The organism is Myxococcaceae bacterium JPH2, from assembly GCA_016458225.1.
GTDB lineage: Bacteria > Myxococcota > Myxococcia > Myxococcales > Myxococcaceae > Citreicoccus.
Genome location: JAEMGR010000001.1, coordinates 616,768 through 630,810, shown reverse-complemented (window position 1 = coordinate 630,810; position 14,043 = coordinate 616,768). Strand labels below are relative to the sequence as shown.

General features: G+C 69.5%; 10 protein-coding genes. 6 read left to right on the top strand and 4 right to left on the bottom strand.

The annotated features are described in order from the left end of the window. The first annotated feature begins 130 nt into the window (after positions 1 to 130). The gene (locus tag JGU66_02660) at positions 131 to 1,396 is read left to right on the top strand and encodes an FAD-dependent oxidoreductase (protein MBJ6759648.1); all 1,266 of its coding nucleotides are present in this window, start codon (positions 131 to 133) and stop codon (positions 1,394 to 1,396) included. Positions 1,397 to 1,462: 66 nt separating this feature from the next. Here JGU66_02660 and htpG read toward each other — a convergent pair whose 3' ends face one another. After that, a complete protein-coding gene (gene htpG / locus JGU66_02655) occupies positions 1,463 to 3,397 on the bottom strand; it encodes a molecular chaperone HtpG (protein ID MBJ6759647.1) in 1,935 nt (644 codons plus the stop codon). 228 nt (positions 3,398 to 3,625) lie between these two features. Here htpG and JGU66_02650 point away from each other — a divergent pair, with 228 nt between their 5' ends. The 4 genes from JGU66_02650 to JGU66_02635 all read left to right on the top strand — a co-directional run bounded on the left by JGU66_02650 (position 3,626) and on the right by JGU66_02635 (position 7,835). Beyond that, positions 3,626 to 5,350: a hypothetical protein gene (locus JGU66_02650; GenBank protein MBJ6759646.1), complete on the top strand. Its 1,725-nt coding sequence runs from the start codon at positions 3,626 to 3,628 to the stop codon at positions 5,348 to 5,350. A 77-nt stretch (positions 5,351 to 5,427) separates the two neighbouring features. After that, positions 5,428 to 6,177 (top strand): fatty acid desaturase, encoded by a 750-nt coding sequence (locus JGU66_02645; GenBank protein ID MBJ6759645.1) that lies wholly within the window; start codon positions 5,428 to 5,430, stop codon positions 6,175 to 6,177. Between the two features lie 34 nt (positions 6,178 to 6,211). Then, positions 6,212 to 7,201 carry a protein-methionine-sulfoxide reductase catalytic subunit MsrP gene (msrP, locus tag JGU66_02640; GenBank protein MBJ6759644.1) on the top strand — a complete coding sequence of 330 codons (990 nt, stop codon included), beginning with the start codon at positions 6,212 to 6,214 and terminating at the stop codon, positions 7,199 to 7,201. 10 nt (positions 7,202 to 7,211) lie between these two features. Further along, positions 7,212 to 7,835 carry a sulfoxide reductase heme-binding subunit YedZ gene (locus tag JGU66_02635; protein ID MBJ6759643.1) on the top strand — a complete coding sequence of 208 codons (624 nt, stop codon included), beginning with the start codon at positions 7,212 to 7,214 and terminating at the stop codon, positions 7,833 to 7,835. Positions 7,836 to 7,885: 50 nt separating this feature from the next. Here the strand turns inward: JGU66_02635 and JGU66_02630 are convergent, their stop codons facing one another. Beyond that, positions 7,886 to 8,359 (bottom strand): response regulator, encoded by a 474-nt coding sequence (locus JGU66_02630; protein MBJ6759642.1) that lies wholly within the window; start codon positions 8,357 to 8,359, stop codon positions 7,886 to 7,888. A gap of 295 nt (positions 8,360 to 8,654) precedes the next feature. On the opposite strand from JGU66_02630, the gene JGU66_02625 reads away from it, so the two are divergent. After that, entirely contained in the window at positions 8,655 to 10,286 is a 1,632-nt protein-coding gene (locus tag JGU66_02625) for a M4 family metallopeptidase (protein MBJ6759641.1), read from the top strand. 3 nt (positions 10,287 to 10,289) lie between these two features. Here the strand turns inward: JGU66_02625 and JGU66_02620 are convergent, their stop codons facing one another. Together JGU66_02620 and JGU66_02615 are read right to left on the bottom strand one after the other, a co-directional pair. After that, positions 10,290 to 11,531, bottom strand: a complete 1,242-nt coding sequence (locus tag JGU66_02620; GenBank protein MBJ6759640.1) for a hypothetical protein — start codon at positions 11,529 to 11,531, stop codon at positions 10,290 to 10,292. Next, the gene (locus tag JGU66_02615) at positions 11,528 to 14,017 is read right to left on the bottom strand and encodes a TonB-dependent receptor (GenBank protein MBJ6759639.1); all 2,490 of its coding nucleotides are present in this window, start codon (positions 14,015 to 14,017) and stop codon (positions 11,528 to 11,530) included. The genes JGU66_02620 and JGU66_02615 overlap by 4 nt, the downstream gene beginning before the upstream one ends. Between the last annotated feature and the right edge of the window lie 26 nt (positions 14,018 to 14,043).

Genomic DNA, 14,043 nt, shown 5'->3' with positions numbered 1-14,043 from the left:
GGCACGGGGGCTCTACAGTAACGGCTGCACGGGTACGGTTCTGCACCAAGTTCTCGGTGCCCGGCAACCGGCCCACCACTCTCCCTTGCACTTGCGGCTCATGACAAGTGAGGGTCTCGACACTGCGCGGATGTGGGAGGGCAACCACGTGACGAATCCCGAGGTCATCGTCGTGGGCGCGGGGCTCGCGGGCCTGGCCTGTGCCCGGGCGCTCAGGCAATCGAGGGTTCGAGTTCAGCTCCTGGAAGCAGGGGACGCACCAGGCGGTCGCGTGCGCACGGACGCGCATGAAGGTTTCCTGCTCGACCGGGGCTTCCAGGTCTACCTCACGGCCTACCCGGAAGGGCGGCGGGTGCTGGACCTGGAGGCGCTCTCGTTGCGTGCCTTCCATCCCGGGGCCCGAGTCTGGCGCGGCGGCAAGCTGCGCACGCTGGTGGATCCCGCGCGTCATCCGCTCCAGGCCCTGGGGCACCTGTTCGAGCCCGTGGGAGACCTGGGCGACAAGCTGCGCGTCTTGGAACTGCGGCAGCAAGCTCACTCGGGCGAGCTGGAAGACCTGTGGCATCGGCCGCAGCGGACCTCGCTGCGCTACCTGACCGACATGGGCTTCTCCGACGAGATGCTGGAGTCGTTCCTGCGGCCCTTCTTCGCGGGCGTCTTCCTGGAGCGCTCACTGGAGACCTCCAGCCGCATGCTGGAGTTCGTCTTTCGGATGTTCGCGAGTGGACACGCGGCGGTGCCGGCGCGCGGGATGGGCGCCATCGCGGAGCAGCTGGCGGCGCCGCTGCCCACGGGCACGTTGCGCATGCACGTGAAGGTGGCGGAGGTGTGGGGCCACCGCGTGCGCCTGGAGGATGGCGAGGAGCTTCGCGCCGACGCGGTGGTGGTGGCGACGGATCCGCGCACCGCCAGCGGCCTCTTGCTGGGCATGCCCGAGCCCGCCATGCACCCGGTGACGAGCCTGTATTTCGCCGCGCCGGAGCCGCCGGTGGAGGGCCCTTGGTTGGTGCTCGACGGCGAAGGTCACGGTCCGGTGAACCACGTCGCGGTGATGAGCGAAGTGTCACCGGACTCCGCGCCCCCGGGCCAATCCCTCATCTGCGCCACGGTGCTGGGGACCGCCGCGGACGATGGAACGCTGGAGGCGCGCGCACGGGCGCAGCTCACGGAGTGGTTTGGTTCGACGGTGACGGCGTGGCGCCTGCTGCGCACGGATGGGATTGCCCACGCATTGCCGGCTCAGCCTCCGTCCGCGCTGAGTGAGCCCCATCGCGCGGTGCGCCTCTCCCCGGGCCTGTATGTCTGCGGAGACCATCGGGACAACGCGTCCATCGATGGGGCGCTCACCTCCGGGCGTCGCGCGGCCGAGGCCGTCTTGCAAGACCTGGGGCGATAACCCACCCGCGCGCCTGGGCGCGTCCCCGGCCACGATGCCAGGGACGCGCCGAGTCACGACGGCGTGTCAGCTCGGACGAGGCTGGGCCGGCGCGGTGTGCGAGGCCACCTGCGTGAGCAGCGCCGTCATCCGCTTGGCGAAGCGGTTGGGGTCGCTGAGCGGGCTGCCCTCGGTGAGCAGCGCCTGGTCATGGAGCAGCTCGATCCACTCGCCGACCTGCGCGGCGGTGGGGTCGTTCGTGTAGACGGAGCGCAGGTGCTCGATGACGGGGTGCTTGGGATTGACCTCGAGGATGCGCTTCATGTGCGGCATGCCCTTGCCGCGCTCACGCAGGAGCTTCTCCAGGTAGGCCGGCGAGCCGCCCTCGGGCAGCACCAGGCACACGGGAGACTCGGTCAACCGGTCCGACACGCGCACCTCGCGCACCGTGTCGCTCAGCACGTCCTTCATCTTGTCCGTCAGGGCCTTGAAGCCCTCGGACTGCTGCTCCTTCTCGCGCTTCTGCTCGTCGGTGCTCTGGAGCTTGAGGTCGGCGTTGAGCGCGGACACCAGCGGCTTCTCCTGGAAGTCGCGCAGGCCCTGCGCGGCCCACTCGTCCACCGGATCCGTCATGAACAGCACCTCGTAGCCGCGCTGCTTGAGCGCCTCCAGGTGCGGGCTGTCCGCCACGGCCTTCCGAGACTCGCCGTAGACGTAATAGATGGCCTCCTGGCCCTCCTTCATCCGCGACACGTAGTCGGTGAGGGACGTCAGGCCCTCCTCGCGCGAGCTCTCGTAGCGCAAGAGGCCGCCCAGCTTCTCGCGGTGCTCGCTCTCCGTCGCCAGGCCTTCCTTCAGCACGGTGCCGAAGGACTGCCAGAACGTGCGGTACTCCTCGGGCTTGTCCTTGGCGAGCTTCTCCAGCATCTCCAGCGACTTCTTGATGACGTGCTTGCGGATGGCGCGCACCACGGCCGAGTCCTGCAGCATCTCGCGCGACACGTTCAGCGGCAGGTCGTCCGAGTCGATGACGCCGCGCACGAAGCGCAGCCACTGCGGCACCAGCTCCTCGCAGCGGTCCATGATGAACACGCGCTTGACGAACAGGCGCACGCCGCGCTGCTGCTGCGCGTTCAGGTCATAGGGCGGGTGCTTGGGCACGAACATCAGCCCGGTGAACTGCTGCTGCCCGTCCGTCTTGAAGTGCGTCCACGCGAGCGGCGCGTCGAAGTCGTGCGTCAGGTGCTTGTAGAACTCGGTGTACTGCTCGTCGGTGATGTCCGACTTGGAGCGCTGCCACAGGGCGCTCGCCTTGTTCACCACCTCCAGCGAGACCTCGGTCTTCTTGTCGTCCCCCGTGCCGGTGCTCTTGGCGACCTGGAGCTTGATGGGGTGACCCACGTAGTCCGAGTACTGGGTGATGAGCGTGCGCAGCCGCCACTCCTCGAGGAACTCCTTCTGGTCCTCCTTGAGGTGCAGGGTGATGGCGGTGCCGCGCGACGCTCGCTCCGCCGGCTCCACGGTGAAGGTGCCATGGGCCTCGGAGACCCAGCGCCACGCCGTCGGGTCGGGGCCGGCCGCGCGGCTCACCACCTCCACGCGGTCCGCCACCAGATAGGCGCTGTAGAAGCCCACGCCGAACTGGCCGATGAGCTGCATGTCCTTCTGGCCCTTCTGGGCCATGGTCTGGATGAACTCGCGCGAGCCGGAGTGGGCGATGGTGCCCAGGTTCTTCACCAGCTCGTCATGCGTCATCCCGATGCCGGTGTCCTCGATGGTGAGGGTTCCCTGGGCCGCGTTGGGGATGATGCGCAGCTCCAGCTCCGGCTCGTTGGCCAGCAGCTCGGTCTCGGTGATGGTGCGGAAGCGCAGCTTGTCGAGCGCATCGGACGCGTTCGACACCAGCTCCCGGAGGAAGATCTCCTTGTGGCTGTAGAGCGAGTTGATGACCAGGCTCAGGAGCTGGTTGATCTCCGCCTGGAAGGCATGGGTTTCGCGCTGGGGCTGCGATTCAACGGACATGAGGACCTCCGGGCGTCACCGCGGACGCCACCGACGCTTCCCCCATAACCATGCACGCCGGTTTGTCGAGTCCTCGTCCGGGCCATCGGTGTAGGTGTTTCTCTACCCCCGGGGGGGCCGCCTCGGGATCCGTTGATGCGCCGCGCCGAATGCGGACGGTGGACGTTCGGGGATGCGGGGCCCATCGGGCGCTGGGAGGGGGGAACACAATGCGCTAGGGAGGGATGCATGACCCGAACCTTCCTGCCCCTGTTGGGCGCGCTGCTCGTGGGGAGCGCCGCCCCCGCCGCGGAAAAGAGCCCCGAGCGCTTCCCGGATGCCGTCGAACTCCAGCGCATGACCGCGCGCTTCGCGCCGGTGGACCTCAAGGTGGACGTCAAGGCGCTGCCTTCCGAGGAGAAGCTCGCCCTCGCGAAGATCGTCGAGGCCGCCCGCGTGATGGATCCGCTCTTCCTGCGGCAGGCCTGGGCGGGCAACGAGACGCTCCTGCTCGACCTCGTGCATGACGACTCGGCCCTGGGCCGCGCGCGCCTGCACGCGTTCCTGCTCAACAAGGGCCCGTGGTCTCGCCTGGACGAGGCGCAGCCCTTCATGCCCGGCGTGCCCGCCAAGCTCGACGAAGGCAACTTCTACCCGGCCGGCGCCACCAAGGCGGAGGTGGAGGCCTGGGTGAAGTCGCTGCCCGAGGCCCAGCAGCACCAGGCCACGGGCTTCTTCACCACCATCCGGCGCGGACCCGACGGCAAGTTCGTCACCGTGCCCTACAGCGTCGAGTACCAGGGCGAGCTGGCCATCGCGGCGCAGCGCCTGCGCGAGGCCGCGGCGCTCACCCAGCAGCCCACGCTGAAGGCCTTCCTCACCAAGCGCGCGGACGCGTTCCTCTCCAACGACTACTACGCCAGCGAAGTGGCGTGGATGGAGCTGGACGCGAGCATCGACCCGACCATCGGGCCCTACGAGGTCTACGAGGACAACTGGTTCAACTACAAGGCCGCCTTCGAGTCCTTCATCGGCCTGCGCGATGACGCGGAGACGCAGAAGCTGACCAAGTTCAGCTCCGAGCTTCAGGAGCTGGAGAACAACCTCCCCATCGACGCCAAGCTGCGCAACCCGAAGCTGGGCGCGCTGGCCCCCATCCGCGTCATCAACAGCCTCTACTCCTCCGGCGATGGCAACCGGGGCGTGCAGACCGCCGCCTTCAACCTCCCCAACGATGAGCGCGTGGCGGCCGAGAAGGGCACCAAGCGCGTCATGCTGAAGAACGTGCAGGAGGCCAAGTTCCAGCGCGTGCTCGTGCCCATCGCGAAGGTGGCGCTCACGGAGAAGGAGCGCAAGGACGTGGCCTTCGACGCCTTCTTCACGCACATCCTCATGCACGAGCTGATGCACGGCCTGGGGCCGCACAACATCGTCGTCGGCGGCAAGGAGACGACGGTGCGGCAGGCGCTCCAGGTGGCCTCCAGCGCCATCGAGGAGGCCAAGGCCGACATCTCGGGCCTGTGGGCGCTCCAGCGGCTGGTGGACAAGGGCGTCATCGAGAAGTCGATGTCGCGCACCATGTACACGACGTTCCTCGCCTCCGCGTTCCGCTCCATCCGCTTCGGCGTCGACGAGGCGCACGGCAAGGGCATCGCCCTCCAGCTCAACCACTTCCTGGACACGGGCGCCGTGAAGGTGAACGCGGACGGCACCTTCTCCGTCGTCGCGGACAAGATGCCCGAGTCCGTCACCGCGCTGACCCGCCAGCTCATGGAGCTGCAGGCCAGCGGTGACCGCGTCGCGGCCGAGGCGCTCCTCGCCAAGCAGGGCGTGGTCCGCCCCGAGGTCCAGCGAGTCCTCGCCAAGCTGAAGAACGTGCCGGTGGACATCGAGCCCCGCTACGTCACCGCGGATCAGCTCGTGCGTGACGCGGCGAACGCCGCCACCGCGCGCCCCGCGGCCGGCAAGAAGTAACGCGCCGCCCGTGCTCCCTTCCTCCGCGCTCCATTCCTCGGGAGCGCGGAGGGTAGGGCACGGACCTCGCGGACCCGATGGACACACTGCCGCGTCAGCGTCCGGAGTCTCCCGGGCCGTGGGGCCTCGTCATCGCGCTCGGCCTGATGGGTGCCTGGTGTGCGCACCTCGTCTGGTTGCTGCGCGCGCCGGAGCTGTCGTGGACGGCTCCTTCGGCGTGGTTGCATGGCGCGCTTCAGGCGTACCTGTGCACTGGCCTCTTCATCACCGCGCATGACGCCATGCACCGCGCGGTGTCGCGCCACCGACACGTGAACGACGCGGTGGGCATGGCCGCGTGTTTCCTCTTCGCGGGCCTGTCCTATCGACGGCTCGTGGTCCACCACGCGGCCCACCACGCGACACCCACGGGCGCGAGCGACCCCGACTTCTCCACCCGTTCGCAGGCCTTCGTGCCGTGGCTGGCGCTCTTCATGGCCCGCTACACCACGTGGGGGCAGTGGGTGCTCATGGCGCTCCAGTTCAATCTGCTCTTGCTCGCCGGGGCGACGCGCGAGCGCCTGCTGGTCTTCTGGGTGGTGCCCTCGGTCCTGAGCACACTCCAGCTCTTCTTCTTCGGCACCTACCTGCCGCACCGGCGTCCGCACACCGAGGACATGGCGCCGCACCAGGCGCGCTCGCTGGCTCGCAACCACGCGTGGGCCCTGCTGTCCTGCTACTTCTTTGGCTACCACTGGGAGCACCACGCGTCGCCTGGCACGCCGTGGTGGCGGCTGTGGCGGCTGAAGGACGCGCGGCGGGCGGGGAGTCTCGCGTCGGGGCGGTAACCGCGCGGCGGGCTCGGGCGTTATAGCCTGGGCCATGGCCGACACGCTTCCGCCCGAGCCACCCGCTTCCGAGGTCACCCCCGAGAAGCTCTACCTCCGTCGCCGCGAGTTCATCCGGAACGTCGCCCTCTTCACGAGCACGGCCGTGGGCGTGGGCGGAGGCCTGTACCTGCTGGGCGCGCGGCAGGCGCCTCCCTCGGAGGGGCTCGTGCCTGACGCGGGGGCAGTGCCTCAGCCCGTGGCGCGCGCGGCAGGGACCGCGGACACGGACGAGCCGCGCACGCCCTACGACGTCGTCACCACGTACAACAACTTCTACGAGTTCGGCCTCGACAAGAGCGACCCCGCTCGCCACGCGGGCACGCTGCGAACGCGGCCCTGGACCGTGGTCGTGGACGGCGAAGTGCACGAGCCGCGCACGTGGGACATCGATGCGCTCCTCGCGGCGTTCCAGTTGGAGGAGCGCGTCTACCGCATGCGCTGTGTCGAGGCCTGGTCCATGGTGATTCCGTGGCTGGGCTTTCCGCTGGCCCGGTTGCTGGAGCGCGCTCGGCCTACGGGCTCGGCTCGGTACGTGGCCTTCACCACGCTGAATGATCCGGAGCAGATGCCCGGCCAACGGCGCGGCGTGTTGGACTGGCCTTACGTCGAGGGCCTGCGGCTCGACGAGGCGATGAATCCGCTGACGCTCTTGGCCTCGGGGCTCTATGGCAAGCAGCTCCCACCTCAGAACGGCGCGCCGCTGCGGCTCGTCGTCCCGTGGAAGTATGGCTTCAAGGGCATCAAGTCCATTGTCCGCATCACGCTCACGCGCGAGCAGCCACCCACGACGTGGAACCTCGCGGCGCCTCGCGAGTATGGCTTCTATGCGAACGTGAACCCGGCGGTGGATCATCCGCGCTGGAGTCAGGCCTACGAGCGCCGCCTCGGTGAGTTCCGTCGCCGGCCCACGCTGCCCTTCAACGGCTACGCGGAGCAGGTGGCCTCGCTCTACCAGGGCATGGACCTGACGCGGGACTTCTGAGGGACGCACCATGGCTTCGCCTCCGCATCCGTGGCTCAACCCCGCCCTCACTGTCGGCGGTCTCGCTCCTTTGGCGATCTTGGTCCTCCAGGGCACTCAGGGCTCGCTCGGCGCCAACGCCATCGAGCGCGCTTTGAACCAGACGGGGCTCACGGCCCTGGTGCTGCTGCTGGCTTCGCTCGCGTGCACGCCGCTGCGGCTGCTCTCCGGGTGGACCTGGCCCGCGCGCGTGCGTCGCACGCTGGGGCTCCTGGGCTTCACGTATGTCGTGGCCCACTTCCTCACGTACGTCGTGTTGGATCAAAACCTCGCGCTGTCCGCGCTCGTCGCGGATGTGGTGAAGCGTCCCTTCATCACCGTGGGCTTCACCGCGCTGGTGCTGCTCGTTCCGCTGGCCGTGACGTCAACGAAGGCGTCGGTGCGTCGGCTGGGCTTTCCTCGATGGCAGCGGCTGCACCGACTGGCCTACGTGGCCGCCGCGTTGGGCGTGGTGCACTTCGTGTGGCGGGTGAAGCGCGACGTCACCGAGCCGCTCGTCTACGGCGCGGTGCTCGCGTTGCTGCTGGCCGTGCGCGTGGGCGAAGCGCTGCGTCAGCGCCGGGCACGCGCGTCTCAAGCAAGACGCGCGGCCTGAAGCGGACACGCGCGCCTGCAGCGAGGCACGTGGCCTGACGCGGACGCGCGCTACTTGCGGGGCAGCGGGAGGATGGTGTCCACCAGCGTCATGAGCTGTGCACAGCTCACCGGCTTGCGGACGAAGGCGCTGATGCCGGCCTTCTGGCCCAGGGCACGCACCTCGGCGACGTTGGGGTCGCCCGTCATCATCAGGATGGGAACCTTGGCGAGTCGCACGTTCGCGCTGGCGCGAATCTGCGCCGCGAAGTCCGCCCCGTTCATTCCATCCATGTGGAAGTCCGTGAGGATGAGGTCCACCGGTCCCGCCTCGGCGACCTTCAGTCCCTCCTCGGCGGACTCCGCCTCGAGGAACTCGAAGCTGCGGGCCATCAGGTAGATCTTCAGCAGCGTCCGGATGGAGCGGCTGTCATCCACCAGCAGGACCCGCTGGGGCGAGATTCCAGAGGTCGGGCGCACCGCAGGCGTACTCCCGGACAGACGAGGGGATGGCGCTTCGGGAGTGGGGAGGGGGCCTGACTTCATACGAGGGCGAACCCGGAGGAACAGCCCCCCGTGGAACGCATGCATGTTGTCGGAACCCCCCCTCGAAGTCAAAGTCAGGACATCCCGTACAGATCGATTTCCTGGGTTCAGTTGTCACCCGCGTGAAGCCGGGCGCGCAGGATATCGCCTGCCTGTCCGGTTGCCTCGCGCACGGCGGAAAGAGCCCGCCGCAGGGCGGGCGGGGACGGCGATGCGGTGCATGTTTCCAGGAGGGGATTGGCCGCGCGCGAGAGGCACGTCTTCGCTTGGGGCGCGTGGGTCCCGGGGGGGAACCATGTCGCGGAATGGACTGAAGCGTTTTGCCTTCACGAGCCAGGATGAGAGCGCCCCGACGGCGCGCGCGCTGAGGCCGTTGGTGGGCGTGGATGTGCAAGCGCCGCCCGGCGAGGAGCTCAAGGCGCTCTCCGCGGAGATGGTGGCGCGGCGCTACCTGTCGGGCGCGCTGGCCAGCGACAAGTTGCCCACCTTCACGCTCGAGCCGCTGGCAGAGGGGCAGAGCGAGTTTCGCTCGCTGGGGACGGAGGCGCTGCCGCTGACCGGGACGCGGACGGTGAAGTTCCGGCAGGTGTACCGGAAGATTCCCATCTACGGCTCGCTGGTGACGGTGGAGCTGGATGAGAACAACGAGCTGCTCTCCATCAGCTCCGCGATGGGCGAGCCCGCCCAGGTGGACGCGGTGGCTCACATCGCGCCAAGTCAGGCCCTGGACGTGGTGCGCCGCGAGGCGGGCTACGGCGATGTCGCGTTGGAGGTGGTGCCGCAGCTCCGGTTCTACTTCGACGCGTCGGCGCAGCGCTGGCGGCTCGTCTACATCACGCAGGACGTGCCCAAGCACTCCGCGCCCGCGAGCGCGATGCCGCAGTTGTCGGACTTCGTCGTGGACGCGCAGACGGGGGAGTTCGTCGGCGAGCTGCCCCGGACGCAGAGCACCGGCCAGCCACTTCAAATCCACGCCGTGGATGCGCGCGGGCAGGAGCGGCTCATCGGCTGCAGCCAGGAAGGGGACACCACCCAGCTCTACGACGTGGAGCGCAACGTGCGCACGTATGACTTCGGCTTCCAGGACGTGAGCTTGGAGACGGGGCTGCCGGGCCTCGCGTGCGTGGCGCCGTGGGACCCCGGGGCGGTGAGCGCCCACGCGAACGCGGCGGAGGTGGCGCTGTTCCTCAAGGACGTGCTCAAGCGCGAGGGGTTGGACAACCGCGGGGGCTCGTTCGTCTCCAGCATCAACTGCACCTATGGCGAGAGCCCCGGCGGCCACGAGTGGCGCAACGCCGCGTGGATCGGCACGCAGATGGTGTACGGGCAGCGTCTGCTGGAGGGGCGGCTGCTCAGCTACGCGGTGGCCGAGGACGTGGTGGCACACGAAATCACCCACGGCCTCACGGGCTTCACCGCGCGGCTCCAATACCAGGGCGAGACGGGCGCGTTGAACGAGTCGTACTCGGACATCTTCGGCATCCTCGTGGCCAATCGTCACGAGCCGGACGTGAGCCGCTGGGACTGGCGCATGGGCGAGGAGCTGAGTGAAACAGGCGTGCCGCTGCGCGACCTGAGCCAGCCATCCAAGTACGGTCAGCCCGAGCACATGCGCGACTTCGTGCCGCTGCCGTTGGACGCGCTCCACGACTGGGGCGGCGTGCATCGCTACAGCGGCATCCACAACCGCGCCGCGTACCTCATCCTGACGGCGAAGGACGCGTCCGGGCGCCCCCTCTTCACGCCGGCGGAGGTGGCGGCCCTGTTCTACCTGACGCTGACGCAGCGGCTGTCGCGCACGTCCACGTTCAGCGACAGCCGCCGAGGCATGCTGCTGTCCGCCCGGAGCCTCTTCCGCGCGGACGCGGCCCGGAGCGACCGACTGCAGGCGCTCGAGGCCGCGTTCGACGCGGTGGGCATCACGTAGCGGCTAGGGGACCTCGATGGTGAACGACTGCGTCTCCACCGAGGGCAGTCCCAGCGTGGGGGCCAGGGCTGGGTCCAACTCGTTGGGCACGCGCCACGTCTGGCCCGTGGAGGTGATGAGGGTGATGGAGTAGCGGCCCGAGGGCAGCGTCGCCAGCGGCGCGGGAGCGGCCGGGTTGCGTGCGTCCAGCGCGATGGGCCGGATGGCGATGTCCAACTCGGGGACGATGATGGGCTTCATGCGCGGAGCGCCCGACTCGTCGGTGAGCGCGGTGATGAGCGGATCCGGCACCAGCCCCGCGGCGAGCACCACGACGTCCGGCTGACCGTCACGCATCCCGTCGGTGTGCACGTAGTCCACGCCCTCGGCGTCTGGGATGCCGTTGTGGTCCAGGTCGTTCTCGTCGAGCACGCCCACGGTGCCGGCCAGCTTGCGCACCACCACCTTGGGCCACAGGTCGCCCACGTTGTCGCGGTTGGCGTCGTCGGGGACGCCGTCCTTGTTGTCATCCACGTACTGCACCAGGAAGCCCGGCGGGCGCTGCTCCACGCCCCCCTGGGAGATGACCTGGGGCCGCAGCTTGAGGAACTTGGTGCCGGACTTCGCGTCCAGCGTGCGCGTGCCCACGGCCACCTGGAAGGCGGGCCTGTCCAACGGCACGGTGGCCGTGTCGGAGAAGGAGACCGCGACGCCGGTGAGCGGCTGAGGCCAGCCGTCCGCGTCCTCGGTCACTTCCAGGATGCGCGAGGCACCCGTGGCCAGGTCCACCGCGGCGCCGCCCACGTCGCCCATGTTGGGCTCGCCGGTGACGCCATACCAGGGGATGAAGTCCGAGCTGTGGCAGGGCTGCGCGCCCGTGCGGCAGGTGTCCGCGTCGATGAAGCCGCGCAGCAAGTAGCGCCCGGGATACACGAGGCTCAGCGTGAACGGCGCGGTGAAGGGGCCGGTGGCCGAGGGGTCGCCCAGGGCCTGTCCGAACAACTCCACGGCGGGGATGACGGTGAACGCCTTGGGCCGGCCAGTCCCCACGGGCGGGGGCGGACGGTCCGCGTCGTAGATGAACACGATGGCGTTGCCGCGCGCGCGCGTCTGCGCCACCAGCGTGCCCTCGATGCGTGCCGCGCGGGTGTTCTGCTGGTGATCCGCGGTGGGGACCACGGACGGGGCTTCGCAGCCCACGGACAGCACGGACGAGACGGCCAGGGCCCACAGGGCCCGGGTGGATGCAGGAATGTGGCGGCTCATGGAGTCACCGTCAGCGTGGCGAAGACTCGCCGCTCGATGCGATTGCCAAAGGGATGTTGGGCGTGCGTGCCGCCCAGGTGACTGCCCACGAGCGCGACGGACACCGCGTCCTTCACGGCCTCGTAGCCCACGCGCGCGTTGATGACCGTGTAGGCCGCCAGCGGGTTGGAGTTGAACTGCACGGTGGTGGGGTCGGACGGAGAGGGCTCACGCTCGATCCACGTGGTGGACGAGGTGAAGGCCGCGTCCACGCCGAACTCCAGGTCCGCGCGCGTGCGGTACGTGACGCCGCCGTACAGCTTGACCCCGGGGGCCTGGCTGCACGGGCCGCACTGCTCCTCGTTCTGCGCCGTCATGTGCTGGAGCGCGGCGCTGGCCTTGATGCCCAGGCCGTCGATGGGGGCCAGCGTGACGCCGGCCTCCACGCCGCGCGCCGTGTAGATGGCGGCCTCGTTCTGGAAGACCGAGCGGCCCAGGAGGTAGCTGCCCGTGCCCGGGTCATACGCCTCGCCCGCGGGCAGGGCCTGGAACGCGGACAGGCCGATGAGGTCCTTCACCGTGTTCTGGTAGAGCGCCAGGTCCCAGTCGAAGCCCAGCTCCGGGGCCTCGCCACGCCACCCCAGCTCCAGGGCGGTGAGGCGCTCGGGACGCAGCTGCGTGCTGCCCGTGGTGAGCACGCTGGCGCCGTTGACGCCCGGCACCGGGACGGGAAGGCGCGTGTAGCTCTCGAGGAAGGTGGGCTCGCGGAAGGCCGAGGCCGCCGAGGCGCGGAACGCCTGTCCCTCGAACGGCGTGAACAGCGCCGAGACGCGCGGCGAGTGCGCCAGTCCGGGCTTGCCGTTGTCGAGGAGCGGGTGGCGGTCCACGCGGTAGCTGGCCACGAAGCGGAAGGGCTCCACCACGCGCCACTCATCCTGGATGAAGGCCGCGGCGTGGACCTCCTGGCGCAGCGGGCCCAGGTAGCTGAAGGCCACGCGCTTGAGGCGGCCTTCCACGCCGATGTTCACCTGGTGCTCACCCGCCAGCTCGAAGTTCTTGGCGTACAGCGCTTCGCCGTTGAACACGTTGGAGGTGACGTGCGTGGCCAGCGAGCGCTGTCCGATGGGCTCGTACTGCGGCCCCGCGTCCACCGCGAGGTGGTTCCAGAACGCCTTGACCTTGATGGGGCCCAGCTCCACGTCGCTCTTGGCGTACGCGCTCAGGCCGTTGAGGTAGTAGTTGCGCAGGAGGCCGAGCGGATAGACCTCCGTGGCGTAGCGGTGCACGCCGCCGGAGACGCCGAGCTGCCGCCCGTTGTCGAACGTGTAGACGGTGGACAGGTTGCCGCGCGCGCCGCGGAGCCCCGTCTCCGGGGAGCCACCCAGCAGCGCCACGTCCGGGCGATCATCGCCGTAGTCGCGGCTCCACTTGTCCTGTTGCGCGTACGCCGCCGAGGCCCGGAAGCGCAGGGGGCCGGAGCCGCCATGGCTGACGAACGAGCCGTCCACCGTGTGGCCACTGCCCACCGTCGCGGTGAAGCGCGAGCGGGGCCCGCTGCCGGGCGCCTGGGTGATGATGTTGATGACGCCGAGCATGGCGTTGGCGCCGTACAGGGCGCTGCCCGGTCCGCGGATGACCTCGATGCGCTCGATTTCATCCAGCCCGATGGGCAGCGTGGACCAGAGCGTCAGGCCGAGGAAGTCCTGGTACTCGGTGCGGCCGTCCACCAGGACGAGCACCTTGTTGGCGATGCGCTGGTTGAAGCCGCGCAGCGACACGTTCGCGCTGCCCACGCCGAGCGTCATCACGTCCGCGCCCGGCACCCGGCGCATCAGCTCCGACAGGCTGGTCGCGCCCGACAGGCGGATGTCTTCCGCGGTGATGACCGTGGTCGCGTTGGGCGCCTCGAGGGAGGACTGCGCGCGACGGCTCGCCGTCACGACGCGCTCTTCGTAGGGCACCGCGCCTTCGTCCACCGCGGGCGCGGCCGCCGCCTCCACGCCCGAGCCCGGCAGGGCGACGGGCACGTAGGTGGAGGAGGCCGGGCCTTGCTGCGGCTGGCTCGGCAGGGACTCGGCGCGCGCGATGGCCTTCTCCAACCGCTCCATCAGCGTGGCGAGCTGCTGCGTCGTCTGCACGCTCGCCGGGGGCGGCGGCATGGGCAGCGACGAGCCGCTCGCTCCGGGCTTCGGCTCCGCCGCGGCCTCGGCGGCCTTGAGCGCCGCCTCCAGCTTGGCCACCTGCACCGTCACGGACGAGGAGTCCGCCGGATTCGAGGTCAGGTAGCGCTTGAACGTGTCGAGCGCCTCCTGGTTGCGGCCCGCGTCCTGATACGCGCGGGCGATGTTGAAGAGGACGTTGGGGTGCGGCTTGATGACGTAGGCCGCCTCCAGCTCCGCGATGCCCGGGTCGAACTGCCCCGAGGCGATGAGGCTCATGCCATTGCGGAAGTGACGACGGGCCTCGAGGCGGGCATCGGCGAGGGCCTCGGTCGCGCACAGACACAGCGCGACGACGGCCCCTCGCTTGAGGG